Raw genomic sequence first — 22,371 nt, 5'->3', positions numbered from 1 at the left:
AGACTGAGACGGGAGGTGAATGAGATTATTTTTCTATGCCTTCCTTTTCCTAAAAGGGGGCTTTTTTGCGTCATAAATGAAAAGTTTAATTCGAGGAGGAGCATAAATGTTGCTTACTATGATGAAAGGCAAGATTCATAGTGCTACGGTAACCGAAGCCAATTTGCACTATATGGGAAGTATTACGATTGATGAGACTTTATTAGAAGCGGCAGGCATTTTGGTCAATGAAAAAGTACAGATTGTGAACAATCATAATGGGGCGAGGTTAGAAACCTATGTCATTTGTGGTCCCAGAGATTCTGGCGTTATTTGTTTGAATGGTGCAGCGGCTCGCTTAGTTCAGCCTGGCGACAAGGTCATTATTATTGCTTATGGTCTAGCGGAGGAAAAGGAAGCTAAAGCTTTGCAGCCGCGGGTGGTCATGGTGGACGAGCAGAATCGGATCACGCAAGTACGCGGCTTGGAGCAGCCGGGCGAAACCGCTTAAAATCTTGCCAAATTTTCTCGTACCGCTATAATAGAGAAGAAGATTGCTTTTAGCTAGTAGAACAAGGCTTTGAGGGAGAGGACTTAGATATGAAACAAAAAGTAATTGTAGTAGCAACAGGCGGTACGATTGCTATGCGTTATGACCCTGTTAGACAGGGGGTTTTTCCCGCTGTGACCGGAGCAGAACTGATGGAAGCTGTGCCGCCGCTGCGTGCAGTTGGTCCAGTGGAGGTCGTGGAATTTTCTAATATACCAAGTCCCCATATGATACCAGCAAAAATGATGGAGCTAGCGACTAAAGTAGATGAACTTGCGTTACAAGACGATGTGGCTGGTATTGTTATTACTCATGGCACGGATACACTGGAAGAAACGGCTTACTTGCTGGAACTTGTACTAAAAACAGATAAGCCTGTTTGTTTTACAGCAGCCATGCGAAGCTCCGCGGAAGTGAGTCCTGACGGTCCAAAAAATATTTTATGTGCCGTAAAGGCAGCGTTTTCGAAACAGGCTTTCGGTGCGGGTGTTCTTGTAGTCATGAATGAAGAAATTCACTGTGCTCGTGAGGTGACAAAAACCCATTCAGCGAACCCTAAGACCTTTGCATCGCCCTTTTGGGGTCCTATCGGCTATGTGGATGAAGATCGTGTTATTTTTCGCCGCCAGTCGGTGAAGGAATTAAAAATTCAGCCAAAATCGCTGGAGGAATCCGTTTATTTAGTGAAGTTAGCAGCTGGGTCAGATGATTTCTTTTTCCATTGCCTTATCGAAAAACAGGCTAAGGGAATCGTAGTCGAAGGGCTGGGGCGCGGTAATGTTCCCCCGGCAGTGGTTCCGGGAATTCAGGCGGCGATTGCTGCGGGTATTCCTGTTGTTTTAACAAGTCGGGTAGAAGGCGGACGCGTCCTTGGTGTTTACGGCTATGAAGGCGGCGCTAAGCCGCTGACAGAGCTAGGCGTTATTTTAGGCGGTGATTTAAGCGGCCAGAAAGCCAGACTGAAGTTGATGTTGGCTTTGGGGGTTACGCAGGAACCGCAAAAAATTGCTGCATATTTTGATGCTATATAAGATAGTACAAGAATAATAAGCAGTTCTTAATTCCCATCTTTGGGAGTTTAGAACTGCTTTTTGTCGAAGTGGCAGGAAAAAGCGAAGAAAGGGAGAATTTTGCAAAAGAGATATTTCTTTTACGGAAGACAAAGATAGCTGAGGTGGCAAAATGAAGCGTATTATACTTGTACTAATGATGATTTTGACGGCCTATACGACGGTTTTTGCAGCCGGCGGAGCGCAGGCTGAACTTGATAAGCGAGATGCTAAAAAAACGGATAAACCAGTAGTGGTAGAACCAGCTACCCACTTTGCTAATATTGATGTGCAGGGAGAAACAAAATTTTATTTTGATACAAATACCATTCGCTATACGAAAGATCCCTATCGTGACGAATTACTTATTGATGTTTGGATTAAAACGCCTTTAAAACAAGGCTTTACCTTAAATCGCTATCTTCTTAGGATGCAGGAGCGAGAATATATGCTGACAAGCGGTCTTATTTATGCAAATGAAACGAAATTGCTGAGTCAGGAAAAGTATGCTTATCAACCAGAGCGGTGGAGTCCGGTTATACCGGGTTCGCCTCAGTCGATTTGGTATCAGTCAATTATTAACTATGCGAGTCAAAACGATAAGCAGTTAAAGAAGGACTTTGAGAAAAAGCGCGGTGAACTGTAAAGAAACACGCCCTATGATGAGACATTCATAGGGCGTGTTTCTTTTCGTAGATTTTTTGACCTTGGACCCAAACTTCTTTGAGCTGCAAGGTTTTATCGAGTCGTAAGAAGGTCGCTTCTTTACCACATTCGAGGCTGCCGAGACGATGGTCTAGCTTGAAGCGTTTCGCTGGATTGAGCGAGGCGAAACGGACTGCTTCGCTTAAGGAGTGTCCTAAAGTATTGACAAGGGTACGGACTCCTTGTAGTAGCGGATAAGCGCTACCAGCAATGGTTCCATCAGCAAGACGAGCCATACCGCCAGAGACAAAGGTTCTTTGGCCGCCTAGTTCGTATTCGCCGTCCGGCATAGCGACGGCGCGAGTTCCATCGGAAATAAGCGTAATCTTCTCTGGCGACTTTAATCGCAAGGCTGTTTCGATAACTGCCGGATGGACATGAACGCCATCGGCGATGATTTCCATTTCAATATCAGGATGAAGCAGAGTTGCCGTAATCGGTCCTGGCTGGCGATGGTGAATTCCCGGCATGGCATTAAAAGAATGAGTAAGACGGGAGAAGCCCCAGCAAGCAGCTTGTTGCATTTGATTGTAGTCGGCGCTGGTATGTCCTGCCGCGGCGATAATCTGATGGCGGCGACACAGCAACGCGAATTCTTTGCTGCCAGGCCGTTCTGGCGCTGCTGTGATCAGGCGGACTAGGCTGGGAAAGGTTTGCAAGATATTCGTGAGAAGCTGGCAATCCTCTGTGGCTGAAGGCGGCGTTATGTATTCAGGAATATGAGATCCCTTATAAGCGGTACTAAGTAAGGGGCCTTCTAAATGAACGCCAATCAGTTCGGCTGAGGCGGTTTCAGAAACGTTATTTGAATGTGAGGCAACCTGGACTGTATGTAAAGCCTGATATAATTGCTCTAACGGACTGGAGATCGTTGTAGCCAAAAAAGCGGTTGTTCCTACTGTAAGTAAAGCGTGGCGCAGTCCGTCAAGACTCTCTTTGGTGCCGTCCATGACATCAAAGCCGCCAGCGCCATGAACGTGCGTATCAATTAGACCGGGAATGATAAAATCGCCGTCAAAACAATGCAGCTTCGCATCGGATGGTGCTGATATTTTTTTTTCTATGGCCATAATTTGACTAGTATGAATCAGTAAAGAGCCATCGAACTCACGGTCTGGTAAAACGAGACGGCAGTCCGAAATTAGGTGTTTCACGATAAAGCCTCCTCCGGGGTGGTGGCGAGGAATACGGCTGTAAACAGAGGGGTTTGACCGGCTGTGGCAACTTCTTCGCTAGTCCGTTCGGTTATTTTCCATTGCGAGCTATTGGTGATTACCAGCGGGGTCACGAGCTTTTTACCTGTTTGCTTTAAACAAGTAAGATCAAGCTCAATTAAGGGGGTTCCTTGCGCTACTTCATCTCCCTGAGCTACGAGGGGGCGAAAGCCTTGGCCGTTTAAGGCTACTGTATCGATTCCGATGTGGAGCAAGCACTCCAGACCGGAAGGTGTGCGTAGACCGATAGCATGACCGCTGGGAAAGAGACTTACCACGGTTGCCGCAAAGGGAGCTACTAGCGTTTGTGATTTTGGTTCGATTGCTAAACCATCGCCTAACATTTTTTCGGCAAAAACTGGGTCTGGAACCGTATCTAACGCAGTAATAGCGCCGCTAAGTGGAGCGTAAACGATGATTGACCTTTCTTGTTGTTCTTTTTCAGTGGAGTTATCGGATTTAAAGGAAGAAAAAAGTTTTCCAAACATAGACGTTCCTCACTTTAGTATTTTTTCAGACTTTATTAGCTTCGAGCGATGCGGCGATAAAGCCTTTGTTTTTTTTGAGTAATTGGATTGCCGGTTCGCGATCGAGACCGGTAAGCACCATAAGAATGGCTAATTTAGCAGAGCCATGAGCCGCTTGTAAAGCCTTCTCAGCTTCAGACAGTGAGATATTGGCAGCTAAGGCTACAATTCGTTTGGCCCGTTCCTGCAGCTTATGATTGGTTGCCTGAAGGTCTACCATCAAATTACTGTATACCTTTCCTAGCGAAATCATGGTGGCGGTTGTAAGCATATTTAAGACAAGTTTTTGTGCTGTGCCTGCCTTCATACGGGTAGATCCCATGATGACTTCTGGTCCTGTTAGAACAGTTAGGCTGAGATCGGCGGCATAACCAATCTCTGAGCCTGGAGAGCAAGCGAGCGAAATGGTTTTGCAGCCTTGACTCTTGGCATATTTTAGACCGCCAAGGACATAAGGAGTGCGACCACTAGCCGCAATCCCTACGAGAATGTCTGGGGGCGCAAATTGTTTTTTTGTTAAATCTTCCGCCGCTAAGGTGAGGGAGTCTTCGGCGCCTTCTACGGCTTGTAAGATTGCGCTGGGGCCGCCAGCGATGAGTGCTACGACTTGACCTGGTGGTGTGCCATAGGTAGGCGGGCACTCTGAGGCGTCGAGGACGCCAAGTCGGCCGCTGGTGCCAGCGCCAATATAAAAAAGGCGTCCGCCTGCTCTGAGTGCGGCAGTAATCCAGTCCACAGCTTGAGCAATTTGCGGCAGAATGGCCGTGACAGCAGTCGGAACGGTTTGATCCTCCTGGTTAATCAAGGTAACGATTTCTAGTGTGGAAAGCGAATCAATCTGGATAGTTCGTTGATTGCGGGCTTCGGTAAGTAGATTTTCAAGCTTCATGGCATGATTCCTCCTGCTTTTGGTTCATTGCCTCGAACTGAAAAGCTCCGCCGGGTTTTAGGTAGGAGAGGAGAAATTGTTCTTTAGGAATAATTTGAGCGACAACATTGACGCGAGAATCTGCTGGTAAAGGCGAGCGTACAATCTGCAATTCGCCTTTATAACGAAGATAAGAATCGTTATCGATCGTTACAGAGCCAGTAAGACGTTGGCGTGGCTCGGTTGGGGGAATCGGACCTGATGCCAGGGAGCGCGCTTCTTGTGAACGGACAACGTTTTCGCCGGGATCGAAGCGGTTTTGATGCAATGAAAAAAGAATTTGGCGTTCGAGCGGTGAAAGGGTTGGCGCCGTAGTAATGCGGAAGGAAATGCTGTCAGCAGGGAGTGCGGCTACGGTGGTAAGTTCCGCTTCTGTTGCCAGTGGATCGCCAAAGAGTAAACCCGACACAAGTCCTGTTGCTAAGAATTCTTTAGCGGCGATTACTGGTTCTAGATTCCGATGTTTTTCTAAAGTTGGCAGACCGGCAGCGAGCGGTGGTCTGGGATGCGTTTTAGAAGGGATGAACGCAAAAACTAAAACGCCATAACGACGCAAAAGCTTGGAACGCTCCATAAATAAATCCATAGCAAGACCTGTTTCTGGTCGCGGATAATAATTATGGCAGGCTCGTACTTTCGAGAAATCTGTTTTGGCAGCGGTTAGTTTGATGAGAAAGTCTTCTGTGATGGTACTGGCATTTAGTTCAATTTCTAATTGATGTTTTCTGGTAAAAGCTGCGATTTGCTCTGGGGTAAAGCCATAGTCAAGGCGCAGTGTCGTAAGGCCAAGGTCAGTGAGCGCAGACAAATCTTCACAAGAAGCGCCAAACTCGGTTAAGACGCCTGCTGAAATGTCAGCTGTGATCTGATAGCCTAGCGAAGCAGCTTTTTGGATAAAGGCTTTTATCTCCTTTTGACTGCAGCCTGCTTTGGCTTCGGGAATATGCAAAGACGTAAAGAGGCGGCTATAGCCGCAGCATTTCGCTTGTTCCAGATAATTGTATAAGCGATCTGGTGGTTCATTTAGGCCTAGATAGGCGGAAATTCCTTTTTCCCACATAAGAGACTCCTTTAAATTGTTTTTACTTTTTCCTCATCGAATCCAGCTAGATACGTAAAAAGAAAGCCAAAAAAGTAGGCAAGTACTAAGCCGATTAAATAATACATCATGCTTTGGGGCTCGATGAGAAAAGTAAGCGGCAGGCCGGAAAGCCCGAGAGCAATCGATTGTACCTGCATAGCCGCTTGGAAGGCGCCACCGCAGCCTGCACCGAGACAAGCGGTGAAAAAGGGACGACCAAGCGGTAGGGTAACGCCGAAAATCAACGGTTCGCCAATACCGAGAACGCCTACAGGTAAAGCACCTTGAATGATTGTTTTCAATTTATCATTCTTAGTTTTTATATAAATGGCGCAAGCGGCACCGACCTGGCCAGCGCCAGCCATAGCGAGAATCGGCATGAGTGGATTCGCTTTCTGAACATTGAGAAACTCCATATGAATTGGTAGGAGTCCTTGGTGTAAGCCAGTCATGACTACAGGTAAAAAGGTTCCAGCTAAGGCAAAACCAGCAAAAGGGCCGCCTGACTGTAGAATTATTTTAAAAAATGCTATGATGCCATCAGAAAGCAGGCCCCCAATAGGCTGCAAGACATAAAAGACGGCAAAACTCGTAATGAGAAGTGATAAGAGCGGTGTTACTACAATATCTAGGGCGTGCGGAATATAGGGACGCAGCTTCTTTTCGGTAAACGCCATGAAGGCAGCAGCTAATAGTACGCCGATTAAACCGCCGCGACCAGGAACAAGAGCTTCACCATATACGGTGAGGGTGGCAATCGCTGGATTCATAATCAAAATACCGGCAAGGCCGCCTAGAGCGGGAGTTCCACCGAATTCCTTAGCAGTATTGATTCCGACAAAAATACCTAAATAGGAAAAGAGACCCCAACCGATTACGTTCAACATAGAAATAACAGAACTTTTCGGATCACAGCCTGCTTGGATAGCAATATTTGTAAGGCCAGCTACCATACCGGAAGCGACGATCGCCGGGATCAACGGCACAAAAATGCTGGCGATTTTTCGCAGGAATAGCTTAAAGGGAGTCTTATTTTTTGCAGTGATTTTTTCTTTTAAAGCTTGCGCCGTTAATGGCGGCTGTGATTTATCACTAGGCAGAGCTTCCATAGCGTGAGAAGTCTCACTTACTTCTGGCGGACTTTCCCTCTGAGCTGAATCAAGGATGGCTGTGGTGGCTGCCGCCACTTTATTGACAAAGCCTGGTCCCAAAATAATTTGCAACTGCTCCTCAGCGACGACTACGCCGAGTACCCCAGGTAGCGCTTTTATAGCGACAGCGTCACTTTTACTTTTATCATGCAGCGTGAGGCGTAGACGGGTCATGCAATGGGCAGCATTTGCTATATTCTCGGCACCGCCGGTCAAGGTTAGGATTTGCTGTGCTAATTCTTTTTCTTTGGTCATTGTTTCACTCTCCTGAGAGATCCTTTATAATTTATAATAGAAGAAAAAGTAGAGTAATTACGATTCAACATAGTAACAGAACTTTGGAATAAATAGAAGCAGGAGGGCTATATGGAAGCGAAAACAGTTCTCGCCGTGGATGGTGGTGGTACGAAACTAAGGGCGGTTTTGTCCGATCACGACGGCAAAATTTTAGCCTATGCCGAAGGCGACTCGGGGAATTATCATAGTATCGGCGCTGCTCAGGCGGCCGAGAATGTGAAAGGGCTGCTCAGACGATTATTAGTCAGCGGCGCAACAAAGCGAATCAGCTATAGCGCTTTAGCCTTAGCTGGTGTGGATACGCCCGAAGACTATGCAATCATGGAGCCGCTAGTTGCTGCTAGTCTGGCAGAGTTTCAGATGCCGCCAAGTTCTTTTGTTTTAGATAATGATGCGATACTTGCCCTTAAAGGGGCCAGCGGCAAACAACATGGTGTTTTACTCATTGCTGGTACGGGATCGATTGCCTGCGGCATTCATCAAGATGGACGAACTGTACGAGCGGGCGGCTGGGGCTATCGTGTGGGGGATGAAGGCAGCGGTTTTGCTATGGGTACAGCGGGGCTTGTCCATATTTTGCGTGCTGCTGACGGCCGTGAGCCCCGCTCAGCCATAAGCAACACTTTGTTGCAGCAATTAGGGTTAGTTGACGAAACTCATCTAGCCGCTTGGATTTACAGTGATCATTATTCCGTAGCGAAGGTAGCATCTTTGGCCCCTAGTATTTTGGATTTAGCTTATAAAAATGAGAAAAAAGCTTTAGTGATTGTTCAATCTGCAGCTAGGGAGTTACAACTGTTGGTTCAATCCGTTGTGACTAGATTGGAATTAGAGAGAGTAAGCTTTTCCTTGCTGTTAAAGGGTGGACTTATGGACAATTCTTTTTTTCAACAAATGGTACAGAAAGCCATTCTAGAACAATATCCGCAGGCGAAGCCGCGCGCCATACAGGAAGAACCGCTCGCTTTTATTTTAGCTTACGCCTTTGAACAGGCTTTTGGTTGTGTAAAAGCCGATCGGCGCCAGTTGGTCAGAAAATTAGACCAGAATATAAAAACATTTCGTTGTTAGTGTAACTCACTTTTTCCAAGATCACAATACAGCCTTTACAGGATTTTACGACATTTCCTTTAGCAGGGAGGAAATGTTGACAGGCTTGGGAATTTTGCGCTAGCATTTATAGTAAAAGCAATTATAAAATTTGTTTGCTGCAAGGCAGTTCGTACTGGAATAGGCAATGGATTGTTTGCAAACAACTTTATCAGAGAATAATACAAGAATATTAAGGATGGTGAAAGAGATGCGTAGTGCTGATAGATTTCAAATCATTAAAGATACAGGCATTGTCGTCGTTTTGCGCGGTCTTACGGAAACGGAAACGGTTCATACCGTGGAAGCTCTCTATAACGGAGGAATCCGGGCCATTGAAGTCACCTTCAATACGCCAGGGGCGGCTTCGATTATTGAAAAAATTAATAAAGAGTTTAAAGACCGTATCATTGTTGGCGCCGGTACCGTATTAAGTACGGAACAGGCCGCTATGGCTATGGCTAGCGGCGCTGAATTTGTCTTAGCGCCAAACGTGGATCTGGATGTGATCCGCTTGGTCAAGCAGTATGGCAAGCTGATGGTTCCCGGCGCTTTTACGCCGACAGAAGTTCTAGCGTGCTATAAGGCAGGCGCTGATATGGTTAAGGTATTTCCTGTTTCTTCGGTGGGGCCAAACTATATTAAAGATTTAAAAGGTCCTTATGATCATATGGATCTGATGCCTGTAGGCGGCGTTACGATCAAAAATGCGAAAGCTTTTATGGAAGCTGGGTCAGTAGCTGTTGGTGTTGGGAGCAGTTTGTCGCCGAAAGATTTGATTACTGCGGGAAAATACGACGAAATCACGCAAATTGCGAAAGCATTTATGGCGGAAGTTGCAGCCGGTAGAAAATAGTCATACAGATTTAATAGACGAAAAGCGCTAGGTTCTTAAAAAAGAGAGCCTGGCGCTTTTGGACAATCTTCCGAAGAAAATTAGGATTCTTTTGTCTGTAATTCTTCTAACGTGGGGCTGTCGGCAGCTACATAGTTTTTGCCCCAGTCGCAGAGACTTGTTAAAAGCGGCAACAGGGTTTTGCCTGCATCGGTAAGCGAGTATTCTACTTTAGGCGGTACCTGTGTATAGACAAGGCGGTTAACAAGACCGTCATGTTCTAATTCGCGAAGTTGCTGTGTTAGCATTTTCTGGGTAATTTGTGGTAAGGTTTTTCTAAGTTCGCTAAAGCGCAGGGAATCTTCGCCAAGATACCACATGATGAGAGACTTCCATTTGCCGCCAATCAAGGCTAGCGTCAATTCCATGGCACATTGATATTCTGTATCTTTAAATTTAATCACAGTTTTTCCTTCCTTTCTTAGTATCCGAAAAGTAACTATAATACGAAAAAGTGCGTACTTGTCATAAATGGTTAAATCAACTACTATTATAGCAAAGAAAACTATCTAGTACAGCTTATTTGTAGCTTACGATAAAAATGTTTGAAAGGATGTTGGTCTGTATGATGACAAAAGAAGAAATTTTAGCACCCCATCAGTTTCGCCATGCTTGTAAGGAATTTGATGCCGCGAAAAAAATTCCGGAAGAAGAATTTGCTGTTGTGTTAGAAACGGGGAGATTGTCGCCAAGCTCCTTTGGTTTTGAGCCTTGGAAGTTTGTGGTTGTGCAAAACCAAGTGCTGCGTGAAAAAATCAAAGCTTTTTCCTGGGGGGCCCAGGGACAGTTGCCAACAGCAAGTCACTATGTGTTGATTTTAGCCAGAAAGGCCCCCGATTTACTGGCAGGGTCTTCTTATACAAACTACATGATGACTGATATTCATCATTTATCGGAAGAAATGCTGAAACGGCGTGATGAAGTGTACCCGCGCTTTCAGCAGGAAGATTTTGAGCTATTAGAAAATGATCGATTATTATTTGAATGGGCCTGTCGGCAAAGCTATATTGCCATGGCTAATATGATGACTGTTGCCGCACAAATGAAAATTGATTCTTGTCCGATTGAAGGTTTTCAAAAAGACAAATTAGAGGCGCTACTTGCGGCAGAAGGTGTTTTGGATCAAGACCATTTTGGCCTTTCTTGTATGGTGGCCTTCGGGTATCGTAAAAAAGAGCCTCGCGTGAAGACTCGTCGCACAGCTGATGAGGTTATTACTTGGATTCGTTAAAGGAGCGGTATAAATGAAAGTTGTAGCATTTAATGGCAGTCCGAAAAAAGATGGCAATACGGCTCAGAGTCTGGCGCTTGTTGGTGAAGCCCTGACAGCGCAAGGCATTGACTTTGAACTCGTACATGTAGGAAATCAAGCAATTCGCGGCTGTATGGCTTGCGGCGTTTGTGCGCAAAAGCAAAATGAACGTTGTGTCATGGCTGGGGATAGCGTGAACGAGTGGATTCAATTAATGAAACAGGCTGATGGAATATTGCTAGGATCGCCAGTTCATTATGCGGGCATTGCCGGTACGATGAAGTCTTTTTTAGACCGGGCTTTTTATGTAGCCGGAGTCAATGGATCTATGTTGCGCCATAAAGTAGGTGCTGCTGTTGTGGCCGTGAGACGTTCCGGCGGCGTAGTAACCTTTGACGGATTAAATCACTATCTGAATTATTCTGAAATGCTTGTGCCTGGATCAAATTACTGGACGGTTGTTCATGGCACAGAGCCGGGAGAAGTACACCAAGACGGCGAGGGAAAGCAAATTTTGCGGGTTTTAGGCAAAAATATAGCTTGGCTGCTGCAAATTTTAGCAGCTGGGCGTGAAACGGTCGGCGACATTGCGCCAGAAGAAAAAGAGTTTACTCATTTTATTCGATAAACTAAGGCTATATATTTCTTTTAAAATCCTGTCATAACTTTTGCTGTTATGACAGGATTTTATTTTTTTTTCGTATATTTTATTTTAAAATTATTAAAATGATAAGAGGTTATTTCAAAATAGTGAAGAATAAAGGGGTATATAAAGAATATATTCAATATACTTATAAAAAGATTAAAAATAAAACTTAATGGTGTGCTAAGGCAATGGAGCCTTCTATACAATTTGGGTATAGAAGGCTTTTGTGTTTATGGGCTTATAAATTTGCCAGGCTGGTTTGAGAGTCTAAGAGGCAGATTTATTTGATAAATTTCCTATGTAATTATTTATTAGAGGAGGAGAAATATGAAAAAACTGATTTTATTAGTTCTGTTGTCCTGTTTTTTAGCTGGCTGTGGCGGCCAACAGGCAAACCAGGGAAAGATTCCTAAAGATACACTAGTCATCGGCATGGCGTCAGATTTGGCTACATTAGATCCTGCTGTATCGATGGATAATGCTTCCTGGAAAATTACTTATCCCAGCTATGACCGTTTAGTGCAGTATAAAACGGTTGACGGCAAGAGCAGTACCGAAGTAGAACCTATGGCGGCTGAATCGTGGACAGTCAGTCCTGATGGTAAGGAATGGGTCTTTAAACTGAGAAAAGATATGAAATTTCACGATGGTACGCCCGTAAACGCCCAAGCAGTCAAATTTAGTTTTGATAGAGTTATGAAAATTCATAAAGGACCGGCTGATTATTTTCCTACATTAAAATCGGTCGATGTTGTGGATGATTATACTGTTAAATTTATTATGGAAAAACCTTTTCCGCCGTTCCTCTATACACTGGCCACTAATGCCGCCAGTATTATCAATCCAGCTGTTATGAAACAGGAAAAAGACGGTGATATGGCGTCAAACTATTTGGCGAACCACACCATGGGAAGCGGTGCCTATGATTTAACGGAGTGGAATAACCAACAAAATATTAAACTGCAGGCAGTGAAAGATTATTGGGGCGGTACGCCAGCCTTGCAAACAATACTCGTTCAAGTCATTAAAGACGTCTCGACGCAGCGTTTGCAGCTAGAAAACGGCGATATTGATATTGCTGAAAATATTCCGGCAGAGCAGTTGGAGTCGCTAAAAGCGAACAACAATATTCAAGTCGGCGAATATCATAGCTTAAATGCGAACTTGATTTATCTGAACAATAAAAAAGCGCCTTTAGATAATGTGAAGGTTAGACAGGCGTTGAATTATGCTGTTGACTATAATGGCCTAATTCAAGGGGCGATCAAAGGCAAAGGCATTCAATTGAAGAGTCCAGTGCCGGAAGGTCTGTGGGGCCATGATGCTTCGCTGACAGGATATAGTACAAATCTTGATAAGGCAAAACAACTTCTGGCAGAGGCTGGATTTGCTCAGGGACTTACGTTAAAACTGCTTTATTCTGACTATAAGCCCTATTGGGAAAGCGAGGCGTTACTGCTTCAAGATAATTTCAGTAAAATTGGCGTCAAATTGGAACTGGAAAAGGTGGCTTGGCCAACTTTGCGTGAAAAAGTTGATCGGGCTGACTTTGATCTCTGTTTAGGCGTATGGAGTCCTGACTATGCTGATCCGCAGTTCTTTATGACCTATCTGTATGATTCAAGAATGCATGGCCTTTCTGGAAATCGTTCCTTTTACAAAAACGATAAAGTTGACAATTTGCTAAGACAGGCTGAAAAAATCAGCGATCAGCCAGAACGCATAAAACTTTACGGTGAAGCGCAAAAGCTTGTTTTAGATGATGCGCCCTATATCTTGGCGTTCCAAAGCGATGTCATGACAGCGATGCGTAAAGACGTACAAGGTTTTGTATTTAATCCAATGCTTGAAAGCATGTATAATTTTGCCACAATGAAAAAACAGTAAAACCTTTGCTGGTTAGGGGCTTATTATTGCCTCTAACCGCTCTTTTGGAGGAATCTTACGCATGTTTCTATTGCGATACTTTATACACCGCATTCCTCGCCTGATTGTTGTCTTTTTTGGCGTATCTATGGTCACCTTTGCCATATCTCACGTCATTCCTGGTGATCCGGCGCGAATGCTGGCAGGGCAGAAGGCCAGTCAGGAAACGGTCACTAAAATGCGGGCTGAACTTGGTTTGGATCAACCTATTTATGTGCAATATGGCCACTATGTAGCTGATTTAGTGCGAGGCGATATGGGAAAATCGATTCGCACGCAGCAAAGCGTCGCTTCGGAATTGAGAAAGTTTTTTCCGGCGACCCTGGAATTAACTTTAGTCAGTATGATTCTCACGTTAGTTTTCGGTATTTTACTTGGCGTTATGGCAGCTGTTAACAGAGACCGTTTTGGTGATCATTTGAGCCGTATTATATCGCTCATCGGCGTTTCTATGCCTTTATTCTGGTCAGGGCTGCTTGTACTAATTGTTTTTTATAAATGGTTAGGATTATTTCCGGCATCAGGCCGTTTGGATACCTTTTTAAGTCCGCCGCCGCCTGTCACGGGATTATATATCATTGATGGGCTGTTAGCCGGAAACATTCCTGTTGTCGCTAGCGCCATCGAACATTTAGTTTTACCAGCAAGTTGTCTTGCCTATGTTCAGCTTGCGGTAATTGCCAGACAGATCCGTTCTAGTATGATACAGGTACTTTCGCTTGACTATATTCGTACGGCCACAGCCTTTGGTCTCTCCAAACGAAAAATTATATATCAGTATGCTCTAAAGAATGCCTTATTGCCTACCGTTACGGTAGCTGGCTTAATTTTTGGCGAACTTCTCGGCGGCGCTATTATTACCGAAACGATTTTTTCCTGGCCAGGTATGGGGAAATATGTAGTCGACTCGATTGCTTTTCTCGATTTTCCGGCCATTATGGGTTTTACAATGATCGTTGCTTTAGGGTATGTATTGATTAACTTGCTGATTGATCTGGTTTATCGCTGGCTGGATCCGCAAATCCGGGAGGTCGAGTAAGTTTGGAAGCCGCAGTAAAAACTTTTGTAATTTTACGTCGTAATCCTCTGACCTTTATCGGGTGCTTCATCGTATTTATTATGGCCTTTATGGGGATCGCAGCACCGCTCTTAGCGCCTTATGATCCTGTAGCAATCGATATTATCCATAAATTACAGCCGCCTAGTCTGAGCCATCTTTTTGGCACGGATGAAGTGGGGCGCGATATTTTTAGTCGCGTAATTTTTGGCTGTCGTGTTTCCATTCAGGTAGGTCTTTATATTGTCATCATTGCCTCGGTGTTTGGTACGATTGTCGGCAGTATTTCTGGTTATCAGGGCGGTAAAACCGATCAAGTCATCATGACGGTAACAGATATTATCTTGTCGTTTCCCTCGCTGGTTTTGGCTATGGCTTTGGCTGCTGCGCTGGGACCTAGTTTATTTAATACCATGCTAGCTGTAGCGATCGTGAAAATTCCTTTGTATGTGCGCTTAGTACGCGGGCAGGTACTGTCCCTCAAGGAACAGCCTTATGTGAAGGCGGCGCGAACTTTTGGCGCAAATCGGTTTTGGATTTTATCGCGCCATATTGTACCGAATTGTCTGGCGCCTGTTTTAATTCAGGTTACTCTTGGCATTGGCGAAGCCATTTTGACAGCCTCTTCCCTTTCTTTTATTGGACTGGGGGCGCAGCCGCCTACGCCGGAATGGGGCGCTATGATCAGTACAGCTAGAATTTATGCCTTGGATCAGTGGTGGTATGTGGCTTTTCCCGGCATTGCAATCTTTATTACGGTAGTTGGGTTTAATCTATTAGGCGATGGAATTCGCGACTTATTAGACCCCCGTTCCAAAAATTAGACAGGGAGAGTAACAATGGCAGAAACGATATTAGAGCTTCGGAATGTGGTTGTTGATCTTCCCGTAGGCAAAGAAGTAAGGCGTATTTTGCATAGCATTAGTTTTACCGTGCAAAAAGGCGAAATTCTCGGCTTGGTAGGTGAGTCCGGTTCGGGAAAGTCGGTTACGGCTAGCGCCATTTTGCAACTTCTGCCTGGCGGGTCAAAAGCCATTCAATCAGGTACGATTTATTTCAAAGGACAGGATATTACGCAAAATAGTCCGGAAGCGATGCGGAATTTGCGCGGCAAAGAGATTGCCATGATCTTTCAGGAGCCTATGACGAGCCTCAATCCAGTATTTACGATCGGTCGCCAATTTACGGACATGCTGCGCACTCACCAGCCTTTGAGCGCAGCAGCAGCATTAAAGCATGCTGCTTTCATGTTGCAGTCTGTACAAATTCCTGAACCTGAGCGGATTTTGAAAAGCTATCCTTACGAATTAAGCGGCGGAATGCGGCAGCGGGTAATGATTGCCATGGCCCAGGCTTGCGCGCCAGCCTTACTTATTGCTGATGAACCGACAACAGCCCTTGATGTTACGATTCAAGCGCAAATCCTACGTCTTTTTCGCGCTGCTGCGGCGGAATCAGGCGCTTCGGCTATTTTTATTTCCCATGATTTAGGTGTTGTTTCCCAGCTATGTCAACGCGTTGCAGTCATGTATGCCGGTGAAATTGTTGAGGTGGGGCCAGTAGACGCTATTTTAAAAGCGCCGAAACATCCTTATACACAGGCGCTCCTTCATTCAATTCCTGATTTTCAAACCGAGCGCGGCGCGCTGCAAGCGATTCCGGGGAGCGTGCCTGATTTAAGATCGCCCCTAGCCGGCTGTCCCTTCACCCCTCGGTGTGAGCAGGCGCAGCCCTTGTGTCAAACAGCTAAGCCTGATTCGTGTCAAGTTGATGCAAGTCATCAGGTAAGTTGCTGGAACTATGCAAAGGAGGCGATCACTTATGGCAGCGCTGCTGGAGCTTGAAGCAGTAGAAAAACATTTTACGAAAAAATCTTTTTTAGGGCACAAGCAGACTGTCCGTGCGGTTGATGGTGTGAGTCTGAAGGTAGATAAAGGCGAGACTTTAGGAATTGTCGGAGAATCAGGCTGTGGCAAAAGTACTTTGGCTAGCTTAATGATCCGGTTGGAGGAAGTGACAAGCGGTCAGATCTTACTCGAAGGGACCGACTTGGGAAAACTGTCTGAAAAAGAGCTTAGACCGCTTCGCTCACGGATTCAAATTGTTTTTCAAGATCCTTATTCATCCTTTAATCCTCGGTTTACAGTCAGACAGATTTTGTCAGAGCCCATGCGGGTTCTTGGTAAATGGAGCCGTAGTGAGATGGAAGTAAAAGTAATTTCTTTACTGCAGAAGGTTGGTTTAGGTGCAGAGCATTTAGCGCGGTATCCTCATGAATTTAGCGGTGGACAGCGCCAGCGACTGTCGATTGCCCGAGCTTTGACTACCGAACCGGATATTTTGATATTAGATGAACCGACTTCGGCCCTTGATGTATCTGTTCAGGCGCAGGTCTTAAATTTACTGCTGCAGTTGCAGCAAGATCTTGGCCTTACTTATATTTTTATTTCTCATAATTTATCTGTCGTGAAATATGTAGCGAATCGCGTGGCTGTCATGTATCTTGGCAAGGTGGTAGAAATTGGCCAGCGCGACGAAGTACTCCTTGAACCGCAGCATCCTTATACCAAGGAACTGATTCAAGCTGTTCCGTCGATTGGCAAGCCGTTAAGTCAGTCAGGCATTGACTATGAACAGCGACAAGGGGCTCGTCAAAGGAATTGTGGCTGTGCTTATTTTTCACGTTGCTCGTTTGCCGTTGAGAGCTGTCAGCAAACGATTCCCCAGCTAGCAAAGTATCGCCAAGGCCATTGGGTTTCTTGTTTGGAGATGAAAAAATTTGAATAAATTACAAGCCAATTTATGTGCTTCTATCGAAAAAAGTGATTTTCCAGTTCGTCTTGTAGCTGTCTATTATCAGAAAAATCAGCAGCTTGCCGAAAAGATTGCAGATCTGCTACCTTACCCTACGATTGTAGTCGATGCTGTCAGGCAAGGCTTTACCGAAAAAATGCGTCATGACGTCAGCCATGCTATCGAGTTGTCCCATCCCGCTGAGCCAGACTATGAACTTTGTAAGTGGCAACGTGCCAGACTTTTATCTGCTGACTGCTTAGTTTTGAATCTCTATGATTGGCAGGAGTCGTATTTAGCAGATTCTTTTTGGGGGATTACTGATTATCGTGAGCTTGCCGGTTTTTTAGAAAACATTAAGCATGATTTAGAAAAAGTGAGCACTTTTCATATTACATCAGATATTGGTACTGATATTTCTTTTTCAGTGAAAAACCGTCGCTGGATTATGGCAAATGGTTTGTTTCGTCAAGATGAACTGTCGCAAATGCCTGACGGTGAAATTTATACCTGTCCCATTGAAGACACTTTCGAAGGGGTGCTGATGGTTGATGGAACGATTACGCGTTCGTGGGTTCCTAAAGAGCCGCAGCGTCTGGAATTTGCTGCGGGAAAGCTAGTCAAGGCGTCGCCTGATTTTGCCGAGTATATTCGTCCGCTGGGACCCGATATTTATTTGATTGGCGAGTTTGCTCTTGGGTTTAATCCTGCCCACAAAGCGATTGTCCATAATATATCGGTGGATGAAAAAGCAGCCGGAACGATTCACTTTGCCTTGGGGGATAGTTATCAAATCGGAAAAAATCATTGTTCTTGCCATGTGGATATGGTAATTCGCGAACCGAAAATCGTAACAGATCCTTTGATTTCCTTACCGTTTTTTGCAAAAAAATAAATTTAGAAAACTTTGTATTGTGTGGTGAATAGATGGAATTTGGTAAAAAGATTCGCCAGTTAAGAAAAAAACAAAAATTAAGTATTGAACAATTGGCGGCGAAAGCGGAATTGAGCAGCGGCTTAATCAGTCAGATGGAGCGAGATTTGACGACGCCGTCCGTCGGATCTTTGTGGAAGGTAGCAAAAGCTTTGTCTGTTCATATTAACTATTTTTTTGACGAATATGAACAGGAAAGTCCCATAGTGAGAAAAGCGGAGCGAAAAAAAATTATATTGCCTCATTCTAGTATTACTTATGAGCTATTAAGCCCTAGTTTGCAGAAAAAAATGGAATTCTTAATGATTACCATTGAGCCTGGACAAGAAAATTTTGAAGAGCAGATTTGTCATGATGGAGAAGAATGCGGTTATATGCTGCAGGGAACAATGAAAATTAAATGGGGCAGTCGTGAGTTTATTTTGGCGGAAGGGGATAGTATTTATCTTGACAGCGCAATGCCTCACCGATTTATTAACTGCGGAACTGTAACGGCTGTTTCGATTTGGGCGATGACACCGCCTAGCTTCTAAAGTCTGCTTAATTTAACCATGGCTAGTGCCGTGGTTTTTCTTTTAAATCAAATAGTATATACTATTTGACAAAATATAATTAATAGTATACTATTTAGAAGTCGCACATTTGCGACATTCTTTAAGCGTTAATCCATGGGTGTATTAGTCGGTTGGATTCAAATTTTTATTAGACTGCACCTATGTATACAATGTGCAAAATTCTTTTTTTTAGCAGTAAGACAAGTTTTTTTGTTTGTTCACAAAGCATAGACTAAAGATAAGAATTTTCGTATGACTACAATGAAGTAACTGTAAAGTCACTATAAAATGAGCTAGAAGGATGGGAGAGTTATGGAAAACCTGCATCAAGAAAAAGAGCGAATTATTGTATCAGCAAAAAAAGTTCATTGGAATCTTTCACCAGCAAAACTTGTTACTGAAGCGCTTAGCCGCGGTGAAGGCGCACTAACCTCTACAGGCGCTTTCCGGGTTCTTACAGGCAAACATACAGGACGCTCTCCTTACGATAAATATGTTGTAAAAAGCAAAAATGTTGCAACAGAATTAGACTGGGTGTGCAATCAGGCCATTAGTGAAGAAGCTTTTCAAGCCCTTTATCTGCGGATGGAAGCTTATCTTAAGAATCGTGAAATTTTTGTTTTTGACGGACTAGCTGGGGCCGAACAAGCAAGTCAGCTTAAGGTACGGTTTATTAATGAATTCGCTTGGCAGAATTTATTTGTCCATCAGCTCTTTATTCGTCCCGAAGAAACTGCTGCTGAGGCTGACAGTGATTTTACAGTTCTTTGCGCACCGGGATTTGCCGCGATACCGTCAGTTGACGGGACTCGTTCTGAAACGTTTATTATGATTCATTTTGAACGCAGACTTGTCTTAATTGGCGGAACAAGCTATGCTGGCGAGATGAAAAAGTCAATTTTCACTGTGATGAATTATTTGCTGCCGAAAGCAGGCATACTGTCGATGCATTGTTCGGCAAATGTAGGCGAATCGGGCGATACAGCTCTGTTTTTCGGACTGAGCGGTACAGGAAAGACAACTCTTTCCGCTGATCCAGCGCGACGGTTAATCGGCGATGATGAGCATGGCTGGAGCGAACAGGGGATTTTCAATGTTGAAGGCGGCTGTTATGCTAAATGTATTCATTTGAGTCAGGCCGGGGAGCCGCAGATCTGGTCGGCTATCAAATTCGGTACAGTACTTGAAAATGTAGCGATTGATGAAACGAACCGGACTGCTGACTATGACAGCGCTATTCATACAGAAAATACACGGGCAGCTTACCCGATTGATGCGATTCCCAATGCTCTTTTGGCTGGGCAGGGACGCCATCCGAAAACCGTCATTTTCTTGACGGCTGATGCTTTCGGTATTTTACCGCCTGTAGCTAAGCTGACGCCGGAACAGGCCATGTATCACTTTTTATCAGGCTATACAAGTAAGCTAGCCGGAACAGAAAAGGGCGTAACTGAGCCTGAAGCAACTTTTTCCGCTTGCTTTGGCGCACCTTTTCTCCCTCTGTCACCACTCGTTTATGCAAACCTTTTGAAAGAAAAGCTTACAGCTCATAACACGAACGTCTATCTGATTAACACCGGTTGGTCCGGCGGTCCGGCAGGAGTAGGCAAACGCATGAATCTTGCCTTTACGCGCGCTATGGTCACGGCCGCTCTCGATGGTTCTCTTGCACAGGCTGAGTATCGACAGGATCCTCTATTTCAACTGTTTGTACCGACAACTTGCCCGAATGTGCCTGACGCCGTATTGCAGCCACGTTCTACATGGCAAGATCCAGCCGAATATGATACGACGGCATTGCAATTGGCTAAACGCTTTATTCGGAATATGGAAAAGTTCGGCGATCAGATCCCTGAGGAAGTTTTACAAGCTGGTCCCGTAATCGATGGCGTAAAATAAAAAGCAAGGCTTTTTGGCGCAAGCAGCCAAGAAGCCTTGTTTTGTTTTCGCGGCCTTGCTACAATAAAAGGCAGAGTTATACAGGGCAGAGCAAACAAAAGAGGGGATTTTTTTGATTACAATTCATAAAGCAATTTTGCATATTTTAGATTTTCAGTCAGGTCTTACGGTCTTTTCCGAAGAAGAACTGGATCTGGGCAGTGACAGTATTTTTACATTTTTAACAAAACATTTGGAAAGGGCCAGCCAGGATCAACAAGCGCAACCAGGCGAGTTTTATCCGGAAAGTTCTTTCTTGATTCAAGTACAGGATTATTTTACGGAGCAACTTGATTTTGTAGAGTTTTCTCGCCATATTGCGGAACTGCTTTACAAAGCTTTATCTCAGTCTGACGCCCTTGTGTCTACTGATTTATTAGTATGCGATGCAGCACTTGATGATGCGCGTTTTTTGGCAATCTTACTCTGCAATAACCGCGTTGGTTTTACTCACCAAGTGAATCAGGCGGAGGGTAAAGTAAGAAATGAGATTATTCATCATTACGCTATCTTGCCGGGATTATCGCAAAAAATTGACGAATATGCTTTGATTTCTGTTGAACCCTTAGCAATTCGACTGGTTGAGAAAAAGCGATCCATGAACGGACAGGAAGCCTTAGCGCTGTCGGAACAAGTTCTTCAGTGCAGTACGAAAATTTCACCGCAGGAAACGGTTAAGCTTGTCAGTACGATTGCAAAAACAGTAGCGGAAAATCATGGTGAAAGCGCTGTCGCTGCTGTGTCTCGTGCTAAAAGCTTTATGGTGGAAAATACGGAGTTATCGGACTATCTTGACCCGAGCGATCTCAGCCGTGAAATTTTTCCCATGTCGCCGATGTTGCAGGCTGAATATTTAAAGGAAGTACAGGAAGCCGGGATTACTGAAAAAGTAAAACTTGATAAGGAGTTTACCGTAAAAAAAGGACGCAATCATAAAATTAAGACAGATACGGGGATTGAATTGTCCTTTCCTGTGGATTATTTTGACAGCAAAGAGTTTATTGAATTTATTAATAATCCTGACGGGACAATTTCGATTTCCCTTAAAAACATTGGTAAAATTGTAAATAAGTAGCATGAAAAAGGGGGGAGACTGTGAGACCGTCTTTTTTATCGGCTACAGAATTAGCGAAAATGGGAAAGTGTGAACAACAGCTCTATTATGATTGTTGTTATGGCGACGATCATAAATATACAAAAGAACAAATCCGCCGCGGCAATCAGGCTCATCAAGCTTTTGCTGACCGTATTACTGGCAGAAACAGTAGTTTTTTAGCTCGGCTATGGCGTGGTTTTTGCCGTTGGCTAGGGCTAGGGAATTCTTAGAACGAGGTTGATTTATGGATGGTCTAGGTTTAGTAATTGGTGCCGTGTTTCTCGCGGTCTGGTATTTTTGGCATAGGTCAGCGGCAAAGCTAGTGTTGTACCGCACCGAATGGTATATGGAAATCGTTGATCCAGTGCCGCTATGTGGTGCGCCCGATGTAGTATGGCGCTCTCGCAATAAGCTGATCGTCGGTGACTATAAAAGCCGCAGTTCTTGCAAGGTCTATGCTTCTGATAAAATTCAGTTGTCTGTGTATCGCTTTCTGCTCAAGAAAAATCAGAAGATGCCTGTAGCTGATTATGGTTTTATCCACTTTGCGAATGGTAGAAAAGAAACGGTAAAGCTTTATTCAGAAAAGGAAATTCTACAGCTTGTTAAGCGTTATAGTGCGATTCGGGCAGGAAAAATAAAACCAGAGAAAAAATGTGATGCTTTTTATTGTCGCTATTGTTCACATCAAGGGCGCTGTAAAAGGTGAT

The 22,371-nt window shown here is 44.5% G+C and carries 24 protein-coding genes; 18 read left to right on the top strand and 6 right to left on the bottom strand.

Annotated elements, in window-relative coordinates:
- Positions 1-106: 106 nt before the first annotated feature.
- The 3 genes from panD (at position 107) to AC0NJP_RS06795 (ending at position 2,224) form a co-directional block, all read left to right on the top strand.
- Entirely contained in the window at positions 107-490 is a 384-nt protein-coding gene (gene panD / locus AC0NJP_RS06805) for an aspartate 1-decarboxylase (protein WP_474699272.1), read from the top strand.
- A gap of 89 nt (positions 491-579) precedes the next feature.
- The gene (locus tag AC0NJP_RS06800; protein WP_474699271.1) at positions 580-1,560 is read left to right on the top strand and encodes an asparaginase; all 981 of its coding nucleotides are present in this window, start codon (positions 580-582) and stop codon (positions 1,558-1,560) included.
- A gap of 151 nt (positions 1,561-1,711) precedes the next feature.
- Positions 1,712-2,224 carry a hypothetical protein gene (locus AC0NJP_RS06795; protein WP_474037564.1) on the top strand — a complete coding sequence of 171 codons (513 nt, stop codon included), beginning with the start codon at positions 1,712-1,714 and terminating at the stop codon, positions 2,222-2,224.
- 25 nt (positions 2,225-2,249) lie between these two features.
- On the opposite strand, the gene nagA is transcribed toward AC0NJP_RS06795, so the two are convergent.
- Genes nagA through AC0NJP_RS06770 form a run of 5 tightly spaced genes read right to left on the bottom strand, consistent with a single transcriptional unit; the run spans position 2,250 to position 7,439 of the window.
- Positions 2,250-3,437: an N-acetylglucosamine-6-phosphate deacetylase gene (gene nagA / locus AC0NJP_RS06790; RefSeq protein WP_474699270.1), complete on the bottom strand. Its 1,188-nt coding sequence runs from the start codon at positions 3,435-3,437 to the stop codon at positions 2,250-2,252.
- Positions 3,434-3,985, bottom strand: coding sequence for a PTS sugar transporter subunit IIA (locus tag AC0NJP_RS06785; protein ID WP_474699269.1), 552 nt, complete (start codon positions 3,983-3,985; stop codon positions 3,434-3,436). Before AC0NJP_RS06785 ends, nagA begins: the two co-directional genes overlap by 4 nt.
- A 25-nt stretch (positions 3,986-4,010) precedes the next feature.
- Complete coding sequence (gene murQ, locus AC0NJP_RS06780; RefSeq protein WP_474037570.1) at positions 4,011-4,913, bottom strand: N-acetylmuramic acid 6-phosphate etherase; 903 nt, start codon at positions 4,911-4,913, stop codon at positions 4,011-4,013.
- Complete coding sequence (locus AC0NJP_RS06775) at positions 4,903-6,012, bottom strand: DUF871 domain-containing protein (RefSeq protein WP_474699268.1); 1,110 nt, start codon at positions 6,010-6,012, stop codon at positions 4,903-4,905. Before AC0NJP_RS06775 ends, murQ begins: the two co-directional genes overlap by 11 nt.
- Positions 6,013-6,023: 11 nt before the next feature.
- Positions 6,024-7,439: a PTS transporter subunit EIIC gene (locus tag AC0NJP_RS06770; RefSeq protein ID WP_474037573.1), complete on the bottom strand. Its 1,416-nt coding sequence runs from the start codon at positions 7,437-7,439 to the stop codon at positions 6,024-6,026.
- Positions 7,440-7,550: 111 nt separating this feature from the next.
- Here AC0NJP_RS06770 and AC0NJP_RS06765 point away from each other — a divergent pair, with 111 nt between their 5' ends.
- Together AC0NJP_RS06765 and AC0NJP_RS06760 are read left to right on the top strand one after the other, a co-directional pair.
- Positions 7,551-8,552 carry a BadF/BadG/BcrA/BcrD ATPase family protein gene (locus AC0NJP_RS06765; protein WP_474699267.1) on the top strand — a complete coding sequence of 334 codons (1,002 nt, stop codon included), beginning with the start codon at positions 7,551-7,553 and terminating at the stop codon, positions 8,550-8,552.
- A gap of 229 nt (positions 8,553-8,781) precedes the next feature.
- Entirely contained in the window at positions 8,782-9,426 is a 645-nt protein-coding gene (locus tag AC0NJP_RS06760) for a bifunctional 4-hydroxy-2-oxoglutarate aldolase/2-dehydro-3-deoxy-phosphogluconate aldolase (RefSeq protein WP_474699266.1), read from the top strand.
- An 80-nt stretch (positions 9,427-9,506) separates the two neighbouring features.
- On the opposite strand, the gene AC0NJP_RS06755 is transcribed toward AC0NJP_RS06760, so the two are convergent.
- On the bottom strand, positions 9,507-9,869 hold the full coding sequence (locus AC0NJP_RS06755) for a winged helix-turn-helix transcriptional regulator (protein WP_474699265.1): 363 nt from the start codon (positions 9,867-9,869) through the stop codon (positions 9,507-9,509).
- Between the two features lie 161 nt (positions 9,870-10,030).
- On the opposite strand from AC0NJP_RS06755, the gene AC0NJP_RS06750 reads away from it, so the two are divergent.
- The 13 genes from AC0NJP_RS06750 (at position 10,031) to AC0NJP_RS06690 (ending at position 22,370) form a co-directional block, all read left to right on the top strand.
- Entirely contained in the window at positions 10,031-10,696 is a 666-nt protein-coding gene (locus AC0NJP_RS06750) for an NAD(P)H-dependent oxidoreductase (RefSeq protein ID WP_474699263.1), read from the top strand.
- Positions 10,697-10,709: 13 nt separating this feature from the next.
- Positions 10,710-11,345, top strand: coding sequence for a flavodoxin family protein (locus AC0NJP_RS06745; RefSeq protein WP_474699262.1), 636 nt, complete (start codon positions 10,710-10,712; stop codon positions 11,343-11,345).
- A 345-nt stretch (positions 11,346-11,690) separates the two neighbouring features.
- Positions 11,691-13,250 (top strand): ABC transporter substrate-binding protein, encoded by a 1,560-nt coding sequence (locus tag AC0NJP_RS06740; RefSeq protein WP_474699261.1) that lies wholly within the window; start codon positions 11,691-11,693, stop codon positions 13,248-13,250.
- Positions 13,251-13,311: 61 nt separating this feature from the next.
- The gene (locus tag AC0NJP_RS06735) at positions 13,312-14,328 is read left to right on the top strand and encodes an ABC transporter permease (RefSeq protein ID WP_474699260.1); all 1,017 of its coding nucleotides are present in this window, start codon (positions 13,312-13,314) and stop codon (positions 14,326-14,328) included.
- A gap of 2 nt (positions 14,329-14,330) precedes the next feature.
- Positions 14,331-15,170 carry an ABC transporter permease subunit gene (locus tag AC0NJP_RS06730; RefSeq protein WP_474699259.1) on the top strand — a complete coding sequence of 280 codons (840 nt, stop codon included), beginning with the start codon at positions 14,331-14,333 and terminating at the stop codon, positions 15,168-15,170.
- Positions 15,171-15,185: 15 nt separating this feature from the next.
- The gene (locus tag AC0NJP_RS06725; RefSeq protein ID WP_474699258.1) at positions 15,186-16,190 is read left to right on the top strand and encodes an ABC transporter ATP-binding protein; all 1,005 of its coding nucleotides are present in this window, start codon (positions 15,186-15,188) and stop codon (positions 16,188-16,190) included.
- Positions 16,168-17,133: an oligopeptide/dipeptide ABC transporter ATP-binding protein gene (locus AC0NJP_RS06720; RefSeq protein ID WP_474699257.1), complete on the top strand. Its 966-nt coding sequence runs from the start codon at positions 16,168-16,170 to the stop codon at positions 17,131-17,133. Before AC0NJP_RS06725 ends, AC0NJP_RS06720 begins: the two co-directional genes overlap by 23 nt.
- Positions 17,126-18,034 (top strand): aminopeptidase, encoded by a 909-nt coding sequence (locus tag AC0NJP_RS06715; RefSeq protein WP_474699256.1) that lies wholly within the window; start codon positions 17,126-17,128, stop codon positions 18,032-18,034. The genes AC0NJP_RS06720 and AC0NJP_RS06715 overlap by 8 nt, the downstream gene beginning before the upstream one ends.
- A gap of 32 nt (positions 18,035-18,066) precedes the next feature.
- Positions 18,067-18,606 carry a helix-turn-helix domain-containing protein gene (locus AC0NJP_RS06710; RefSeq protein ID WP_474037589.1) on the top strand — a complete coding sequence of 180 codons (540 nt, stop codon included), beginning with the start codon at positions 18,067-18,069 and terminating at the stop codon, positions 18,604-18,606.
- Between the two features lie 333 nt (positions 18,607-18,939).
- Entirely contained in the window at positions 18,940-20,526 is a 1,587-nt protein-coding gene (pckA, locus tag AC0NJP_RS06705; protein ID WP_474699255.1) for a phosphoenolpyruvate carboxykinase (ATP), read from the top strand.
- Positions 20,527-20,638: 112 nt separating this feature from the next.
- A complete protein-coding gene (locus AC0NJP_RS06700; protein WP_474699254.1) occupies positions 20,639-21,640 on the top strand; it encodes a nucleoid-associated protein in 1,002 nt (333 codons plus the stop codon).
- A gap of 20 nt (positions 21,641-21,660) precedes the next feature.
- A complete protein-coding gene (locus AC0NJP_RS06695; RefSeq protein ID WP_474699253.1) occupies positions 21,661-21,891 on the top strand; it encodes a hypothetical protein in 231 nt (76 codons plus the stop codon).
- Between the two features lie 14 nt (positions 21,892-21,905).
- Positions 21,906-22,370, top strand: a complete 465-nt coding sequence (locus tag AC0NJP_RS06690) for a CRISPR-associated protein Cas4 (protein ID WP_474699252.1) — start codon at positions 21,906-21,908, stop codon at positions 22,368-22,370.
- Position 22,371: the final 1 nt, after the last annotated feature.

It is taken from the genome of Pelorhabdus sp. sgz311002 (genome assembly GCF_056134285.1).
The sequence above is the reverse complement of the archived record's forward strand: the minus strand, read 5'-3'. Positions and strand labels throughout refer to the sequence as shown.

Coding starts and splice junctions, on each gene's coding strand:
- AC0NJP_RS06775 (WP_474699268.1), bottom strand. CDS start 6,012: ATGTGGGAAAAAGGAATTTCCGCCTATCTAGGCCTAAATGAACCACCA.
- AC0NJP_RS06720 (WP_474699257.1), top strand. CDS start 16,168: ATGGCAGCGCTGCTGGAGCTTGAAGCAGTAGAAAAACATTTTACGAAA.
- AC0NJP_RS06690 (WP_474699252.1), top strand. CDS start 21,906: ATGGATGGTCTAGGTTTAGTAATTGGTGCCGTGTTTCTCGCGGTCTGG.
- AC0NJP_RS06725 (WP_474699258.1), top strand. CDS start 15,186: ATGGCAGAAACGATATTAGAGCTTCGGAATGTGGTTGTTGATCTTCCC.
- pckA (WP_474699255.1), top strand. CDS start 18,940: ATGGAAAACCTGCATCAAGAAAAAGAGCGAATTATTGTATCAGCAAAA.
- AC0NJP_RS06740 (WP_474699261.1), top strand. CDS start 11,691: ATGAAAAAACTGATTTTATTAGTTCTGTTGTCCTGTTTTTTAGCTGGC.
- AC0NJP_RS06710 (WP_474037589.1), top strand. CDS start 18,067: ATGGAATTTGGTAAAAAGATTCGCCAGTTAAGAAAAAAACAAAAATTA.
- AC0NJP_RS06785 (WP_474699269.1), bottom strand. CDS start 3,985: ATGTTTGGAAAACTTTTTTCTTCCTTTAAATCCGATAACTCCACTGAA.
- AC0NJP_RS06750 (WP_474699263.1), top strand. CDS start 10,031: ATGATGACAAAAGAAGAAATTTTAGCACCCCATCAGTTTCGCCATGCT.
- AC0NJP_RS06800 (WP_474699271.1), top strand. CDS start 580: ATGAAACAAAAAGTAATTGTAGTAGCAACAGGCGGTACGATTGCTATG.
- AC0NJP_RS06735 (WP_474699260.1), top strand. CDS start 13,312: ATGTTTCTATTGCGATACTTTATACACCGCATTCCTCGCCTGATTGTT.
- AC0NJP_RS06765 (WP_474699267.1), top strand. CDS start 7,551: ATGGAAGCGAAAACAGTTCTCGCCGTGGATGGTGGTGGTACGAAACTA.
- panD (WP_474699272.1), top strand. CDS start 107: ATGTTGCTTACTATGATGAAAGGCAAGATTCATAGTGCTACGGTAACC.
- AC0NJP_RS06760 (WP_474699266.1), top strand. CDS start 8,782: ATGCGTAGTGCTGATAGATTTCAAATCATTAAAGATACAGGCATTGTC.
- murQ (WP_474037570.1), bottom strand. CDS start 4,913: ATGAAGCTTGAAAATCTACTTACCGAAGCCCGCAATCAACGAACTATC.
- AC0NJP_RS06745 (WP_474699262.1), top strand. CDS start 10,710: ATGAAAGTTGTAGCATTTAATGGCAGTCCGAAAAAAGATGGCAATACG.
- AC0NJP_RS06770 (WP_474037573.1), bottom strand. CDS start 7,439: ATGACCAAAGAAAAAGAATTAGCACAGCAAATCCTAACCTTGACCGGC.
- AC0NJP_RS06795 (WP_474037564.1), top strand. CDS start 1,712: ATGAAGCGTATTATACTTGTACTAATGATGATTTTGACGGCCTATACG.